Below are 16,241 nucleotides of genomic sequence, written 5' to 3' on the forward strand. Positions count from 1 at the left end.
TCAAATAGTTAACAAAAGCTTTGAGCCTAAACTGGCTATTAATGCTAGTTCTGGTTCCTTTCCCTAACTCTGAAAAACACTGAGGTATAACGTTTTATAGACGTAATTCTTCCGTGTTTGCATTTCACCTATATTGCAACCATTTATTATGAAACTCAACCACTACCAAGATGTTGTGTGAATCGGAGGATCCATCCCAGAAAGAACTGCGGAAGTATTCTACATAATTCCCTCAACATTTGGGGCAGGTAATTTTCTCAAATGCGTTTAGGTTAAACGGTTGGATCTGGCGATTTTATTTAGAATTATAGTCAATCTCATGAGCGCGTTACGCCATCTTTGTTAGTTACCCTCTTTATAAGACTTTCTTTTTCAGAGAGATAACAGTGAACTTGAAATGACTGTCTATTTGAGGTGGAGGGAGGGGGTAGGATGTGAGTGAGTGTTGAGGCAGACATGAGAACCCTCAACGTACGGGATAGACTTTGTTGACCGCAGTCTATCCCGCCTTAAGGCATCAAGAAGTGCGCGTGATCCCGTTAGAGTTTCACGATCAGCTTGCCCTTGTTATCACCGGTAAAGAACAGGTTCAGGCCGGTCATGGCGCTCTCAAGCCCTTCAAGGGTGTGAGTACGGTATTTGATTTTACCCTGCATCACATACGGTGTGAGCTTGGCGAGCAGAGCCGGAACATCACCAAAGTGGTCTGGCATCGCGAATCCCTGCACCTTAATACGCTTTTTGATCAGATTGATCCAGTTTGGCCCCGGTGCTGGCTCTGCCGCTGTGTAATCGGCAATCATGCCACACACCACAATACGGCCATGCGTGTTCATACGATTAAAGATATGGTGTTGAATCGGGCCACCCGTGTTCTCAAAGAATACGTCAACACCATCGGGTGTCAGTTGTGCCAGTTTCGCTTCCAGATCATCGGTTTTGTAATTGATCGCGCCGTCAAAGCCAAGTTCATTAACTATCCAATCTGCTTTTTCGTCGCTGCCCACTACACCAACGACTCTCAGGCCTTCCGCCTTAGCTAACTGCCCAACCAGAGACCCTACCGAACCTGCAGCGCCTGTCACCACCAGCGTTTCGCCCGCTTTAGGCTCGCCAATATTAAACAGGCCCTGCGTTGCTGTCAGCCCGGGTAGTGCAAATACCGCCAATGCCATGTCGGCATTCACGCCAGGTTGCACTTTGTTCAGACCTTGGCCACTAGACACCAGGTACTCAGTCCAGCCCATCATCCCCATCACCAAATCACCTACTGCAAAATCAGGATGGTTAGATTCGACTACTTCACCAAAACCACTGGAGCGCATCACTTCGCCCAGTTCAACACGAGGAATGTAGCTGTTTTTGTCAGGACTCATCCAGCCCAGCATCGCAGGGTCAAGAGACATGTGAGTCTGCTTCACCAGGATTTGACCAGGACCTGCACTCGGGATCTCTTTGGTGACGACCTCAAACATATGAGGGCCCAGTGGCTTATCATCGGGACGCTGGCTAAGAAGTATTTCAGTATATTGGCTCATGATGTTTCCTTTTCTTTTTTGACTGCAATGAGGCTGCAACAGGCTCTGAGCGATAACTTTTCGCTGTGATTGTAGTATTCATTATGTTTATTGCCAGATATAGAGGTTAAAATGACAATCTCTATTGTCTATAAGACAACAATAGGTTTAATTAAAGAGTAAAGGTATGGATCAACTTCGCGCACTTAAATATTTTATCGCCACCGTCGAGGCCGGAAGCTTTACCACTGCAGGCAAACAGTTTGGCGTGCCTGCCTCTTCCGTATCAAGGCGTATTGCCGATCTTGAGGCTTCTCTCGGCGCTCAACTTCTTAAACGCACAACGCGCACCGTCAGCCTGACCGAAGTGGGCACTCAATACTACGCACAGGTTTCCGATCTGGTCACACAGCTGGAACAGTATGATCAGGGAGTGAAGAGCTATCAGACAACGCCCACCGGCACCCTCAAGATCAGTTCGATGGTTGGCTTTGGCGAACGGATTCTTGCCCCAATTCTGGATGAGTTCTCAGAAAGATACCCCGATATATCACTGGATGTGGAGCTCAATGATCAACTGTCCAAACTGGACAGAGATGACATAGACATCGCCATACGTGGCGGCTATGCTCCGGACGAGCGTGTGGTCGCGGTCAAACTGCTGGACAACCAGTTCATTCCTGCCGCCGCGCCAAAATACTTTGAAGTGTACGGTCTGCCGACCTCTACCCGAGAGTTACCTGCCCACAAAGGGCTCTACTTTAAAACTCCAGTGGGACCAACACCGTGGCTAAGCGAAATAAATGGAGAATGGCAGGATGTGTCTGCACCAAGCGTATTAACCAGCAACAATGGTAAATGGTTGGCCGACAAGGCGGTGAAAGGCGAAGGCATCATTATGATGCCTGAGTGGGTACTAAAACCTTATCTGGAACAAGGTGAGTTGGTCAGACTTCATTTTGCCGAGTCAATCGGAATCACCCAGAACCAGAACCTGGGTGTGTACATGTTGTATCAGAAGCTCGCTTACGCGACACCGAAAGTAAAAGCGGCGGTCGACTTTATTGCCTCTCGTGTAAAGGGAAGGATGTAGCCCTGTAAACAAAAACCGACCCTGGAGGGTCGGTTTTCAGAAGCAGTGGCTATCGGTTATAGAACCGTAATAATATCTTCCTGCGCCAATCGAGATTTTGGCAGGCCAAAATTGTAGTCCTCGCCCTCCTTGTGATAACCAAGTGCAAGTGCAAAGTCACACACATAACCCCCCAATTCTTCCTGGAACATCTCACCAATCAGCTCAGAGTCTACCCCTTCCATTGGTGTTGATGCGATACCCATACGAGCCAATGTATGTAGAAGATTACCCAACGCAATGTAGGTCTGTGCCTTAGTCCATTGGCCATTGTATCCATCTTCATCGGTGTTCAGTTCCGCAAAACCAAACGCTCCGTTAAGCATCATGTCGTACTTATCTGCTGGCAGGTGACCCGAAGTGACTTCTGCGTCGACCACTTTTTTGTAGTCGTCCTTGCTAAAACGCGGGTTGTGCGCAAACAAGATAGTGTGAGACGCTTCTTTTGCATGCGGTTGATTGAACTGATGCATATTGGCGAACGTGTCGTGGAATCGCTGCTTTGCGGCTTCGCTTTCGATCACGATAAATTTCCAGGGTTGCGAGTTGATCGATGAGGCTGAAAGGCGAATTGATTCCTTAATGATCTCCATGTCTTCCGCCGAAATGCGTTTGTCAGCATCGTACTTTTTAGCAGTATAACGGCTATTAAGATCTTTGATGATTTGATGAGTCACTTTACTCTCCACAATATTACCAAAACAATGAGTATGTTAAGCAAGCTTATCGGTGACGACCTTCATCGCAAAGCCCTTATCGCTTAATGTCAACGCTGTTGACGAAGTGTAGGTTAAGCTCTTTGGCATCTGAAAAAAAGTATCGATTCATCCAGACATTATGGAAAAAAAGATCCATAATGACTCAAAATATGCTCTGTTAGATCGCACTTAAAAAGCACTTTTATTTGCAATCCGCGATCTCATCGACACAAAAACAACCAAACTAAGTCTATGCTAAATATGACATTAACAATAATGAGGTTGTGGTTATGAAATACAAACATATCTTAGTGGCAGTCGAACTTTCGTATGATAGTAACGTGTTGATAGATAGAGCTGTATTTTTGGCAAAACTTCTGGATGCAGATGTGTCATTCATTCACATTGATGGCACCCATGGCGAAATCTATCCCGATATGGTGGACATCCGAATCGACCCCGAGCAAAGGCCGTTACACGTAGAATCCATGGATCAGCTCCATGAGTTCGCCGACTACGCAAACTACCCGATTAAACACTTTATTGTGGGTACTGGTGACCTTGGTGAAAAACTGAAGGCCGCCATTGCTGAGCACGACTTTGACTTGCTCATTTGTGGTCACCACCATGATTTCTGGAGTAAATTAGTGTCCAACTCCAGACCTATCATCAATAAATCGCCTATTGATGTCCTTGTCGTGCCTATTGACGATTAATAGCTCGATCGTCCCTCGACCACTTTAGGCTGCCTTCAGGCAGCCTAAGGCGCGTGTGCCATTCAGGGTAATCTTTACCATTAGTACCCGCTGATGTAATATTGAACAACTGTTCAAGTTACTGTTACGACCCGACCATGGCTAAATCCGCACAATTTGACCGTGATGATGTGATTCACAAAGCCATGCTTCTGTATTGGGAGAAAGGCTTTCACGCCACCACTATGCGTAATTTGCAACACGCTGTGGACATGCGGCCTGGCAGTATTTATGCAGAATTTGGCAGCAAAGAAGGGATGTTTAAAGCGGCCATCGAGCACTATGTTCGTCTGGGCGGTGAACGTCTTGAACAAGCAATTCTGGACCAGGGCTCTCCTCTCAAAGGCCTCGCCAGTTTTGTCTTCGATTCAGTGAAACCATGCCACAAAGAGATGCCCAATAATATGTGCATGCTTGCGAAGACAGTTGCAGAACTGTCTGATGAACAAACAGAACTGCTGAGTATTACCCGGCACTCCTTGCGCCTGATGGAACAGAAATTTGCTGACGTCATTACCAGAGCGCAGGCACTTGGTGAGGTCAATTCAGACATTTCTTCTCAGCGTCTGGCTCAACATCTTCAGATTCAAATCATGGGCATCCGCACCTACATTCGCACCGCACGCTGCACTGAAGAGCAAATCGAAGAACTGGTACTGACCATTTTCAACCACGCTCCGTTTACTTCGAACCAATAAAACCAACATCGGCATCCGCAGACGAACATCAGTCGACGACTTTTAAAGCTAAACCAGTTTCCTGTCGACAGGGACACATATCGTACCGCTAGATTGTTATACGAAACTTGTCATTTCTGTATAACCCACAAACCACTCCAATGACCATTTCTGTGACGCAAGTCGATTAAAGTTAACTTCCTAATAAGCCTCAACTAATTATACCGAACAGTCACTGTTGCTTGGCCATATATGGTCTAGACTCTAATGATTACTCTTTCTATAAAAATATCAGAATAAAGGATTGTCTATGTCTTACATTCCACACCTCGATAAGGCACTTCTAAAAGGACTTATCGCAGTATTACCATTGGCACTACTTGCAGGTTGCGATTCTGAGCCCCAGGCTGTCGCTCAGGTTAAACCCAGCGTTAAAGTCCTGGAAGTCACCATGAAGGCCATCACGCCCAGCGAAGAGTTCGTGGGAAGAACCGAAGCCACTCAGGATATCAAGATCAAGTCCAAGGTGCGTGGAAATCTTCTCAAGACTTACTTTGAAGAAGGCAGCATGGTGACTAAGGGTGATTTACTGTTTGAAGTCGACCCTGAGCAGTATGAAGCGGCAGTCAAGGCATCTAAAGCCCTTGTTGCTCAATCAACGGCGGCTTATGAGACGGCCGTTCGAAACTTTAAGCGTGGTGAAGGCCTCATCGAAGACAATTACATCAGTCAGGCAGACTACGACAACCTGCTTTCCAACAAACTGCAAAACGCGGCGGCATTACAAAGTGCCAATGCGGAACTCGATAATGCCAAGCTTGAACTTGGCTACACAAAGATCCACGCGCCATTTTCAGGCCGAATCGGTCGTGCTGAGGTGTTCGTGGGTGATTTGATCATTCCAGACCAAACAGAGCTGGTCAATCTGGTTCAGGTGGAACCGATGTGGGTGAACTTCCAGCTACCCGAGAGGGTTATCATCAGTGCTCAGAAGGCCGCTAAACTGGCTGAGCACGATTACTCCATTGAAGATCTGCCGGTTAAACTCCGGTTTCCTGATGGCTCGGAGTTTGACGAAACGGGCACCATTGACTTCATTGACAACCGGGTTGACGCGACAACGGGTACGTTAGCCGTCCGCGCGAAATTTGCCAATTCCAATCAAGTAGTGGTGCCGGGACTCTACGTGACCGCGATTATCGAAGCACCTACGGTGCAGGAAGTGATGCTGATACCACAGCGTGCCGTTCAGGAAGACCAACAAGGCCGCTACGTGCTTACGGTAGACAGCGATAAAGTGGTGAAACGTAAAAATGTTGTTCTGGGCAAACGCTATGGCGTGGATTGGGAATTAGAACAAGGCCTTGAAAAAGGTGAGCTTGTGATCACAGAAGGGCTACAAAAAGCACGTGTTGGTGCAGAAGTCGATTACGAAATGGACACCGTACAACCGTTCGATGAAAACGACTCTTAAGGACAAGCGATGATCAGTAAATTCTTTATACACCGGCCGAAGTTTGCCTTCGTCATCTCTATTGTGCTGACCCTGTCAGGACTGCTGTCGATTCCTGTCCTTCCAGTCGCAGAGTTTCCAAATATTTCCCCACCTATGGTCTCGGTCACAACCTCCTACCCTGGAGCCAGTGCTGAAGTCGTCGCCGACACAGTCTCTAAAGTCGTCGAAGCGGAGGTCAACGGTGTCGAAAACATGATCTACATGGAGTCGAAAGGGGCGAATGATGGTAGTTACTCACTCAATGTGACCTTTGAAGTGGGCACCAATGTCGATATGGCACAGGTCAACGTTCAAAACAGGGTGCAACAGGCCATGCCAAGACTTCCTCAGGAAGTACAGCGCAATGGCGTTAAGGTCGAAAAACAAGATCCCAATATCTTAATGATGCTTAATCTGGTCTCTCCGAATGAGACACTGGATAACCTGTTTCTCAACAACTACATGGGCATTAACATCAAAGACAACCTTGCCCGTGTCAATGGCGTCTCCAAGGTTAGTATCATCGGTGGCATGGATTACTCGATGCGTATCTGGTTAAACCCAGATCGAATGGCCAGTCTCGGTGTCACTGTTGAGGAAGCCATTGGCTCGGTTCAGGAGCAGAACATTCAGGTGGCAGCAGGTCGAATTGGTGCCGCACCGGTTCCTCGTGACCAACAATTCCAGTACACCTTATCAACCAAGGGACGTTTGAGTCACCCTGAGGAATTTGAGCAAATCATTATTCGCTCGAATCCAGACGGCAGTGCCGTTTACTTGAGCGATATCGCCCGAATTGAACTCGGTGCCGCAAGTTATGATGCGGAAGCTATGTTGGATAACAAACCTTCCGCGCTATTGTTTATCTACCAATCCAGTGGCGCCAATGCGCTGGAAGTCGCCAAAGGGGTGCATGACGAACTTTCCAGACTGCGTGAGCAGTTCCCAGAAGATATGGATTACAAAGTTCTCTATGACACTACTCAATTCGTTGAAACGTCGATTGACGAAATGATTGAGACACTGCTCATCGCCGTAGGGCTGGTGATTTTCGTGGTCTACATCTTCTTGCAGGATGTAAGACAAACACTGGTTCCTGCTATTGCTATCCCTGTTTCGCTTGTTGGCACCTTCGCCTTTTTGCTCGCAACGGGGATGAGCATTAATACTGTCTCCTTGTTCGCGTTGATTCTGGCTATCGGGATCGTGGTCGATGACGCCATCGTGGTGGTTGAAAACACCACACGTCTAATGGCAGACGAAGGGTTGAGCGCGGTTGAAGCCACCACAAAATCGATGGAAGAAGTGACCGGACCGGTTGTTGCTACCACGCTGGTACTGTTGGCCGTGTTCGCACCGACAGCGGTGATGCCGGGTATTACCGGACAGATGTATGCGCAGTTCTCTATTACCATCTGTATTGCGGTTTTGATTTCATCCGTCAACGCTCTGACGTTAAGTCCGGCTCTGTGTGCATCCTTGCTCAAGCCGCCGAAGATCCACGATGCTGGCTTCCACGCTAAGTTTAATGCCATGTTCGACAAAGCGACCGACAAGTACAGCGGCTTTGTCTCTGGTATGGTACGCAAGCTCATGCTCGTCGGCGTGGTCTATATCGCTCTGATTGGCGCAACGGGCTTCCTCGCGACATCCCTGCCATCCGGTTTCGTTCCGACTGAAGATAAGAAAGCCTTCTTTGTTGATGTGCAGCTTCCTAATGGTTCTTCCATCAACCGTACCAAAGACGTAATTGCCGAAATGGTGACCGAGCTCAACACACTGGAAGGTGTCACCAATGTCATCTCTGCCAGTGGTTATTCGATCATTTCCGGTGCGGTTTCTTCCAACGCGGGGTTGATGGTGGTTATCCTGTCACACTGGGATGAACGACAGGACCCGTCTCTGGTCGAAGCTCAAATCGTGCGCCGCGCTAACGCCGCCTTGTCGCGATACAGTGAGGCCACAGCGGCAGGTTTCTCTCTTCCGGCCCTTCCTGGTGTGGGCACTGTTTCCGGTGTTGAGTTTTTTATTCAGGATACTCTGGGTCGAACGCCTGCAGAGTTGGCCGGTGTAATGAGAGCAATGTCGATTCAGGCCACCTCTGAGCCCGAACTTACCACCGCATTCAGTACCTTCCAGGCTGACGTACCTCAGCTCTTTGTCGATGTTGACCGTAACAAAGCCAAAGTCCAGGGGGTTGAGCTCAATAGCATCTTTACTACTTTACAAACCATGCTGGGCTCGATGTATGTCAATGACTTCAACCGCTTTGGTAAAGTCTTTAGGGTAAACATGCAGGCTGAAACTGAGTTCAGGGACTCTGACCGGGATATCGCCCGTTTCTACATTCGAAACAAATACGATGTGATGGTACCACTCAACACATTAGTCACGATTGAGCCTAATTTGGGGCCGGAATACATTAACCAGTTCAACTTATACAGTGCCGTTAAAGTGAACGCATTCCCTGCGCCGGGTTACAGTACCGGACAAGCCATTGATGCGGTAAAACGCATCGCCGATACCACATTCCCAAATGGCTATACTTATGAATGGTCAGGGCAGACCTATCAAGAACTAAAAGCGGGTAACCTGGCACCGTTTATTTTCTCACTGGCATTAATCTTCACCTATCTGTTCCTGGTGGCTCAGTATGAGAGTTGGACCGTACCGGTCTCCGTCATGCTCGCTGTCCCGGTTGCGATACTGGGTGCCTTTGTTTATATCTGGATCATGGGCTCAGATGTCAACCTGTACACTCAAATCGGTCTGGTGCTACTCATCGGTCTGGCATGTAAGAACGCCATCCTGATTGTCGAGTTCGCCAAACAATTGCGAGAGGGTGGTATGAGCATCACCGATGCAGCCGTAAAAGCGGCAAGACTACGCTTCAGGGCAGTATTGATGACGGCATTCTCGTTCATTCTTGGGGTGATTCCATTGGTGATCGCGACGGGTGCAGGAGCCGCGAGTCGGGTCTCATTAGGCTATGCCGTAATGGGCGGTATGATTGCCGCGACCATAGTAGGTACCTGTTTGGTGCCCGTATTCTATGTCATGCTGCAATCCATGCGCGAGAAAGTAAAAGGTCGAAGTAGTTAAAGTAAAAAGGCAGCACCAGGTGCTGCCTTTTTTAATACCGCTATTTATCCAACTCTAACGTAATCCTGACGAAGTTATCGTCCTCATATTGAATCTGATATTTAAACACTTCACTGGCGTAGATTGTTCCAAGAAACAGATGCTTTTCACGAACCGTTCCACGAAACAGAATGGAGATACCAGACACTAACTGATTTTTGGTGCCAAAATGCGCATTGAGATCCGCAGATAATACGCACAGCAGGCAGCCATTTTCATCATGGCTCAGGTCGACTTTCTCCGGACTGGATAACAAAGCTGTGGTGCCGAGCTTTTTCTCAAGCTCTCGAATCAACAATAAATAGCTGTCCAGATGTGGCTGCAAGATTTCAGGTTTGGCCTCTACCCCTGTCAATAATACCTCTTCAAGATCCACCTGCAGTTTCTTTGCCTGCAAGCTCATTGTCTTGAGCTGTTTGCGTATCGCTTTATATTTGTTGCTTTTGATTTTGGGTTTTAACCATCGAACCAGGAGATCGTTCTTTTTCTCACGGTCGAAATAATGGGATTTGCTCTCAAGCTTCTTGAATTCTAGATGTAATAAGGCGTGAAGAGACACCTCGGTCAATAGGTGTATTGATTCCGAGTTAGACGTACTCATTTGCTTTGAACTGGATCCTTTGTTCTGCATCGTAGTCTGTAGGTAGTATAAGGGAAAGGATAATGGTGCCGAGAGAGGGACTCGAACCCTCACACCAAAGGCACTAGCACCTCATGCTAGCGTGTCTACCAATTTCACCATCTCGGCATCGCAATGCTACGTGAGCATTTATTGACGACCACATTTTCAGTGGATGCTGAAATGTTAACTGACGATTTTTTTCTTGTATAGCATTTCCATGAATAAATTCAGTAAAAACAGTTTGTTTGGTGAACAATTCATCAGTTTGGTGGAATCACACCCCGTCAGAAACTCACTCTTTCCTTTTAACCATATTTCACGTAGTGGAATAATCCTACCTAGATCACCTTATTCATCAGTGAGATTAATGTTTGAAGTATAGTTCAGTTGATATATCGCGGAGACATTGAGCGTTAACATAGTAAGCGAACACCAATAAACCATTAGGTTTCGGTGAGTTACTCAACGGAATTAATAACGTTGTCCTTCATAAACAGTAGCTAGGGATGGGCTGAATATAGGAAAGCTCATGTTCAGACTATTAATAACCAAGGTTGCCATCGTAAATACGGCGACATATTTACCCCAGGAGCATTACCGCTTAGCTTCAGACTCAGCCGCATTCCCTCCGACGGCTTCTGACCAGACCTTTTGGCGGTTTTCCGAATCTACTCTTAGACAACCCATTATCTGGCTGTTTCAGCATGCCTTAATGCGCCCGTGAGTGGCTAACTCCGTGTGATTTCATCTCCATCTGCAATTAATTCGAGAGTTGGAACACTCCCCTACAACACGACCATTTATCGATACTGGTAAAAGTATAATGAAAGATCGAATCAAACGTTTTTTTGCTTTTCTTGCCAAGGCCATAGTGGGTTTAGGCAGCTTTCTGTCCTTGAGCTATTTCTTTTCTCTACTCTCTCGAGTCCACGGAAAGGAGTTACCTGCGGACTATTTCAGCGACGGCGTACCCACCATTTTAGGATTACTCAATTCAGAGCTTTTCATGGGTATCATCTTTGTTATTACCGTTGCTATTGTTGTCTACGTTCTCTATTTGTTGTGGCGACTACACGAGGTCGCCGTTCACCGCAGCCAATATATGAAAAGCGCCCACGCCAATCTGGTTTTTGCCCTTTCACTCTGTGGCTTGTTCATCGACAAATTATGGTGGGTGCTGGCGCTGATTATTGCCTTTACCGACTGGCAAGCCATTGGGCGTGCAATCAGTAAAGTTATCCACAGCGGCATTACGGGAAAAAATGAGGAGCAAACACAATGAAAGAAATCATGCTTCCGTATGTTTTGATTATCTGGCTTCTTGTAAAACTGGGTGTCATCAAGTGGACTCTCAAAAATGCTGTTATCAGCGTTGGTTTTGGCGCTTTTCTCGCCTTCCTGCTGTTTACGGCACACCGATTCTGGTCGCCAGCAGACTTAACCGACAGTACCACTGTCAAAGCACCCCACGCGGTACTCAGTCCCTTGTTCGGTCAGCAAGTCAAAGAAATCTATGTTACCCACAACCAAAAGGTCAGCAAAGGGGATCTCCTTTACACGCTTGAATCGGAAGACACGGATGAAGAGCTTAAAAGCCTGCGCTCTAGTCTGGTCGCAGCGGAACATCGCATTGTCAGCATTCAGGAACAGATCGCTATCGATAAGAAAAACCACCAGCGCTTGGTAAATCTCGATGAATTCAGCTCAGAACAGGATCGTGACGAGCTTTACACCCGAATTCAAAAAGGCACAGCGGACTTGATGGCGGCTCGCTCTGATGTCGATGGGATTCATGCAAAAATCAACCAGAAAGAGTGGCTCAATGACCGCAATCAGGTACGCGCTCCCTTTGATGGTGTCGTGGGTGTGATCAATATTGCTGAGGGCTCCCGAACCGGTAACCTGCACCTTTTCGACACTGAACGTAAATTTGTAGAAATGCGCGTCAGCGATCAGACCTACCGACACATCAAAGAGGGACAGTTTGCCGAGTTTTTCGTTAATTCTCATCCTGGAGAAATATTCCGCGGACGTGTCCACAGTATCACCACTAACACCGGTGAAGCGCAGATATCGCCACGCGGAGCGACCCAGCATGTCCGTCAGCACGTCGGCAATAATATGGGGTCTCATGGCCGAACTATCGTCATCGAATTTAATGAGCCCGAAGGCTATGACATCCCACTCGGAGCAACGGGTTCCGGATGGGTATCTGCAACCAAGCCTTCTCAAGCACTGGGTTTTATGGACATCATTGGTGGTGCAACGGTACGCCTGAAAGCCCTGAAGGCCTACTTGAGCGCTCTGTAACTGGCAAAAGGTAACCCTCTTGAGGCCTACAAATAGCCGGGACGCTGATTGGAACTTGAACAATACATTGGGCCTACTGCACCTCACATTTGTGGGGTGCATTTTTGTCTACATCATTCGCTTGAAATTTCAATCCATACCTATTCGTTTTACTTATATCTGCTAACTTAGCACTATTTCAATTAAACGTTACCTTGTGCCCGCTTTCGATTAGAAGAGCATTGAATACAAATAAGGTAATTAGAAATGAAAAAGACAGCAATCATTGTTGCAATTGCATCTGCGTTCTCAGTAAACGCAATCGCAAACGGTTTGTCTGGTGGTATTGAGCTGGATGCAAAGTTTGGCGACAACGGTCAAAAACTTTATGAGACCAGTAACGGTTCTGGTATGAAAGCCTTTGTCGGTTATGAAGGATTTGGACTTTCTGCAAAGCGTAAAGCAAACTTCGAGAACGAATACAATCTTAGCTACCAGCACGACTTCGACCATGTCTGGGTAAAAGGTGAATACGAGTTTGCCGATAAGAAAAGCGTACATGGCAACTATAACGACCAGAATAAATTTGGCGTAACAGTTGGCGGAAACGTAGCGGATCTATTCGATACCTCTCTTCGTTTGCGCAAAGACACCGAGCTCAACTCGGGTAACGGCACTCACCGAAGCGATATCTATCGTTTTGACTTGGCTGCAGGCAAGCAAGTAACGGACCGTACGCACCTAAATGCTAAGCTCGTTGGTCAAAAGGAAAATACCAGAGAAAAAATCAGTGGTGATCAAGGTAAAGACACAATTTACAATGTTGAATTGCGTGCGACGTTTACCGCTATCGATAACTTCATTCCTTATGTCGAAATTGGTAACGAAGGTCAGTTTGGTGACGACAAGCGCAACACCTACGGCAAAGTTGGCGTTGTACTTCCATTCTAACCAACACATCGGTTAATTGGGCACAAGATATTCGACGGAATGAATATCTTATCTGTAGTAACTCATACTCGATATTACACATCCACTCGGGTAGTCACTACTAGATCGTACAAGTCGACCTGCCGATATTGGAACTCACAATTGGACAAAAGCAATCTAGTCTCCATTTTTTTAACATCCCCCAGAATTCCGTCATACTCACGCAAGTGAGGATCTCCTAAAGCGCATAGCTAACTGAAAAATAATGACTACGTCGCGTAAATTGCGTTCACAGCGCGCTGAATGAGATCCCCTTTTTCAAGGGGATGACAGGGTTATTTTTTAGGTTTAGAAACAAGAAATGGGGCAGATCTGAGTTAGCCCTCACGCCTTTCCATCTGACTGCATCACGACAGTGCAATAGCTTGCCCTTATGGGCGTGCAGCACTGCTCGCAGACCAATGAAGTAAGCAAGTCAAAGTAGAAAAATGAGACTTCGTAAACGCCCTAAAGTAAAGAGTTGGGCTAACCTTACAGTTTGTTATCCTAAGCGTTTTTAGTTAGCAACGGAGTTCTTTCATGAGCAATGGTCCAATCATCGTATCTCCCGAAAGCAGTGTTCAGAGGCTTCAACGAGTCGAGTTGCAAGCAACAGGTATCTACGATGAGAAGTGGTTACAGCAACTTATCTTTGCTAACGCTGACCTATTACCCTTTTATGAGATTGATGCTGACTATACCGGTGCGGTACCAGTGTGTATGGAGCTTGTCACTAAGTCGGGTCGAGTGGACTGCATCTATGTGACGCCAACGGGCCGATTGGTCATCGCGGAAACCAAACTCTATCGAAACCCTCAATCTCGTAGAGAAGTGATTGGGCAAATACTCGATTACGCTAAAGACTTGATGAATTGGAGCTACGACGAACTTGATACTAAAGTTTGTGCAGTTAATGGTGGTCTATCGCTTTTTGAATTGGTTGAGGCGGGTGGCCATGAAGTATTAGAAGCCTCATTCATTGATATGGTCCAGCGAAACCTCTCAAGAGGCCGTTTCTTATTATTGGTAGTGGGCGATGGTATTCGAGAAGGGGCTTTTGAGATAAAGGACTTTCTTAATACCCATGCATCAATGGAGTTTTCCTTTGCCATGGTTGAGGTACAGATCTTCCACATGTCAGGTGAACAGCTGCTCGTGAATCCTCAAGTGATGCACAAAACTGAAATTATTGAGCGCCGAGTGATTTCGATTAATCAGGTAAGTAGTGAAGTTACTGAGAAACTGGAATCCACCAACGAGCAAAATGAATCAGCCACAAACAAAAGTTCTGGCCAATCCTATGAGTATTGGAGTGCATTGCTTGATTATCTTGAGCTTGAAGACACTAACGTTAGGTTACCAACCCCTTCGACTCAGGGGCACTTATGGTTCGAGTTACCACCAAGGGCGCACAATAGTTGGATAACAACTTACCGCTCTAAACCCAATGAGGTGGGCGTCTTTGTGAAATTCAGAAATGACGCACTTGGGCAATACTTGTTTGAGTATCTGTCTGATAGGCGAGAATCATTGATGCCACTATTGCCAGAGGGCACTCAGTTTGTGCCAGATAAGCTAAAAATCTCGCTACCCGCAATCTCTCTTGACTGGCAGAATGAAGAGTCTTGGAAAGAAGCGTTTGACTTCTACCAGTTGCGTTTAAATCAAATCTACCCCGTCGTTAAACCTTTGCTGCTGCAAGCGCTCAATGCGTATGAAAATTAACGGCGTTTAGAACCATAAAGTGGGCAAAAAATAAAAGCATAAGGTGATAGTCCTCAGACTTACTAGGCACTACATAGATAAGGAAAGTAGGTCAAACTACCCCACTGTGATTTTTGAGGTTGAGCGTCACTTGCACATAATGGGGCATTTCTGCGTTACATTCCCCCTCGGCACGTCTCTGGACAGAAGCAATATAGTCTCCTTTTTTTTAACATCTCCCAGAATACCGTCATCCTCACGCAAGTGAGGATCTCATAAAGCGCGTAGCTAATTGAAAAATAATGACTACGTCGCGTAAATTACGTTCACAACACGCGGTATGAGATCCCCTTTTTCAAGGGGATGACGGGGTTATTTTTTGGTTTAAAAACAAGAAATGGGGCAGAACTGATTTAGGGCAACCTGTCAGATATGGTCACATCGAGTAAACAAAACTGACAGGTTACGTTCAGACTAATTCATCTTATCCTAACTCAGCAAATCCCCTTCCCGTCTTATTTTTTCAGCGCATTCAAATTCCAGACATCTTTATTACTCCCTATCTGGCTCACCTGAATCCAGCCCCAGCCTCAGCCTCAGCCTCAGTGTGATTCAGCCTCATAAGGTCCAGTCCATTTGCCTTATTTCATAAATAAAACAAAGCCCCACACTCGTTTAAGCATGGGGCCTGAAAATTACTCGATGTGCGTTGTATTACCAACCATCATCAATAGCAGAATCGATAATAGCGTCTTCGACGATAGCATCTTCATAATCCGATATCACCGCCTCCTCGACAATCGCATCGCCAATGAGCGCATCGCACTCTGCTTCATCATATGCGCCATCTATGACACCTGCGGCGCCACCAATCATAGCGCCGGTTTTCGCATCCCCCGCCATAGCGCCAACAACGCCACCGACAACCGCACCTTCAACCGCATCGGTGACCACATTGCCAGGCTCGCAGGGATGATAAGCCATAGCAGACGAAGCGGAAAATATTAGCGCACAACCTAGTAGTGTTGATTTCATAGTAACCTCAATATGTATGGATGCCTCCCTGCACCTCCCAAAATGTAGGTTGAACTGTAGCGTCAATCGCAAATAGCACGAAAATAGCTACTATCTTGTTTTCAAATATATGAAACAGTTTCCGGTCTGCCACTTGCTTCTGATAAGGCGCCGCTATTGAGGTATTCGCACACTCGATAATACTCACCAAGATTGCTAATAGGTCAT

At 46.7% G+C, this 16,241-nt stretch carries 13 protein-coding genes and 1 tRNA gene; 9 read left to right on the forward strand and 5 right to left on the reverse strand.

What is annotated here, in order from left to right:
• Nucleotides 1-539 precede the first annotated feature (539 nt).
• Nucleotides 540-1,538, reverse strand: coding sequence for an NADP-dependent oxidoreductase (locus C4S60_RS06235; protein WP_103879472.1), 999 nt, complete (start codon nucleotides 1,536-1,538; stop codon nucleotides 540-542).
• Nucleotides 1,539-1,704: 166 nt separating this feature from the next.
• Here C4S60_RS06235 and C4S60_RS06240 point away from each other — a divergent pair, with 166 nt between their 5' ends.
• On the forward strand, nucleotides 1,705-2,610 hold the full coding sequence (locus tag C4S60_RS06240; RefSeq protein WP_103879473.1) for a LysR family transcriptional regulator: 906 nt from the start codon (nucleotides 1,705-1,707) through the stop codon (nucleotides 2,608-2,610).
• A gap of 56 nt (nucleotides 2,611-2,666) precedes the next feature.
• Here the strand turns inward: C4S60_RS06240 and C4S60_RS06245 are convergent, their stop codons facing one another.
• Entirely contained in the window at nucleotides 2,667-3,326 is a 660-nt protein-coding gene (locus C4S60_RS06245; RefSeq protein WP_103879474.1) for a nitroreductase family protein, read from the reverse strand.
• 311 nt (nucleotides 3,327-3,637) lie between these two features.
• On the opposite strand from C4S60_RS06245, the gene C4S60_RS06250 reads away from it, so the two are divergent.
• The 4 genes from C4S60_RS06250 to C4S60_RS06265 all read left to right on the forward strand — a co-directional run bounded on the left by C4S60_RS06250 (nucleotide 3,638) and on the right by C4S60_RS06265 (nucleotide 9,376).
• Nucleotides 3,638-4,063: a universal stress protein gene (locus tag C4S60_RS06250; RefSeq protein WP_103879475.1), complete on the forward strand. Its 426-nt coding sequence runs from the start codon at nucleotides 3,638-3,640 to the stop codon at nucleotides 4,061-4,063.
• A gap of 137 nt (nucleotides 4,064-4,200) precedes the next feature.
• Complete coding sequence (locus C4S60_RS06255; RefSeq protein ID WP_103879476.1) at nucleotides 4,201-4,800, forward strand: TetR/AcrR family transcriptional regulator; 600 nt, start codon at nucleotides 4,201-4,203, stop codon at nucleotides 4,798-4,800.
• 289 nt (nucleotides 4,801-5,089) lie between these two features.
• On the forward strand, nucleotides 5,090-6,253 hold the full coding sequence (locus C4S60_RS06260; RefSeq protein ID WP_103879477.1) for an efflux RND transporter periplasmic adaptor subunit: 1,164 nt from the start codon (nucleotides 5,090-5,092) through the stop codon (nucleotides 6,251-6,253).
• A gap of 9 nt (nucleotides 6,254-6,262) precedes the next feature.
• Nucleotides 6,263-9,376: an efflux RND transporter permease subunit gene (locus C4S60_RS06265; protein WP_103879478.1), complete on the forward strand. Its 3,114-nt coding sequence runs from the start codon at nucleotides 6,263-6,265 to the stop codon at nucleotides 9,374-9,376.
• A 40-nt stretch (nucleotides 9,377-9,416) separates the two neighbouring features.
• Here the strand turns inward: C4S60_RS06265 and C4S60_RS06270 are convergent, their stop codons facing one another.
• Together C4S60_RS06270 and C4S60_RS06275 are read right to left on the reverse strand one after the other, a co-directional pair.
• A complete protein-coding gene (locus tag C4S60_RS06270; RefSeq protein WP_103879479.1) occupies nucleotides 9,417-10,016 on the reverse strand; it encodes a DUF2913 family protein in 600 nt (199 codons plus the stop codon).
• Between the two features lie 63 nt (nucleotides 10,017-10,079).
• Nucleotides 10,080-10,163 (reverse strand) — tRNA-Leu (locus C4S60_RS06275).
• Between the two features lie 697 nt (nucleotides 10,164-10,860).
• Between C4S60_RS06275 and C4S60_RS06280 the strand changes: the two genes are divergently transcribed.
• The 4 genes from C4S60_RS06280 (at nucleotide 10,861) to C4S60_RS06295 (ending at nucleotide 15,020) form a co-directional block, all read left to right on the forward strand.
• Nucleotides 10,861-11,319 (forward strand): magnesium transporter, encoded by a 459-nt coding sequence (locus tag C4S60_RS06280; protein WP_103879480.1) that lies wholly within the window; start codon nucleotides 10,861-10,863, stop codon nucleotides 11,317-11,319.
• Nucleotides 11,316-12,347: an HlyD family secretion protein gene (locus tag C4S60_RS06285; protein WP_103879481.1), complete on the forward strand. Its 1,032-nt coding sequence runs from the start codon at nucleotides 11,316-11,318 to the stop codon at nucleotides 12,345-12,347. Before C4S60_RS06280 ends, C4S60_RS06285 begins: the two co-directional genes overlap by 4 nt.
• A gap of 246 nt (nucleotides 12,348-12,593) precedes the next feature.
• On the forward strand, nucleotides 12,594-13,277 hold the full coding sequence (locus tag C4S60_RS06290) for an oligogalacturonate-specific porin KdgM family protein (protein WP_103879482.1): 684 nt from the start codon (nucleotides 12,594-12,596) through the stop codon (nucleotides 13,275-13,277).
• A 558-nt stretch (nucleotides 13,278-13,835) separates the two neighbouring features.
• Complete coding sequence (locus C4S60_RS06295) at nucleotides 13,836-15,020, forward strand: hypothetical protein (RefSeq protein ID WP_103879483.1); 1,185 nt, start codon at nucleotides 13,836-13,838, stop codon at nucleotides 15,018-15,020.
• Between the two features lie 693 nt (nucleotides 15,021-15,713).
• Here the strand turns inward: C4S60_RS06295 and C4S60_RS06300 are convergent.
• On the reverse strand, nucleotides 15,714-16,034 hold the full coding sequence (locus C4S60_RS06300; protein ID WP_103879484.1) for a hypothetical protein: 321 nt from the start codon (nucleotides 16,032-16,034) through the stop codon (nucleotides 15,714-15,716).
• Between the last annotated feature and the right edge of the window lie 207 nt (nucleotides 16,035-16,241).

The organism is Vibrio hangzhouensis (assembly GCF_900107935.1).
Lineage (GTDB): Bacteria > Pseudomonadota > Gammaproteobacteria > Enterobacterales > Vibrionaceae > Vibrio > Vibrio hangzhouensis.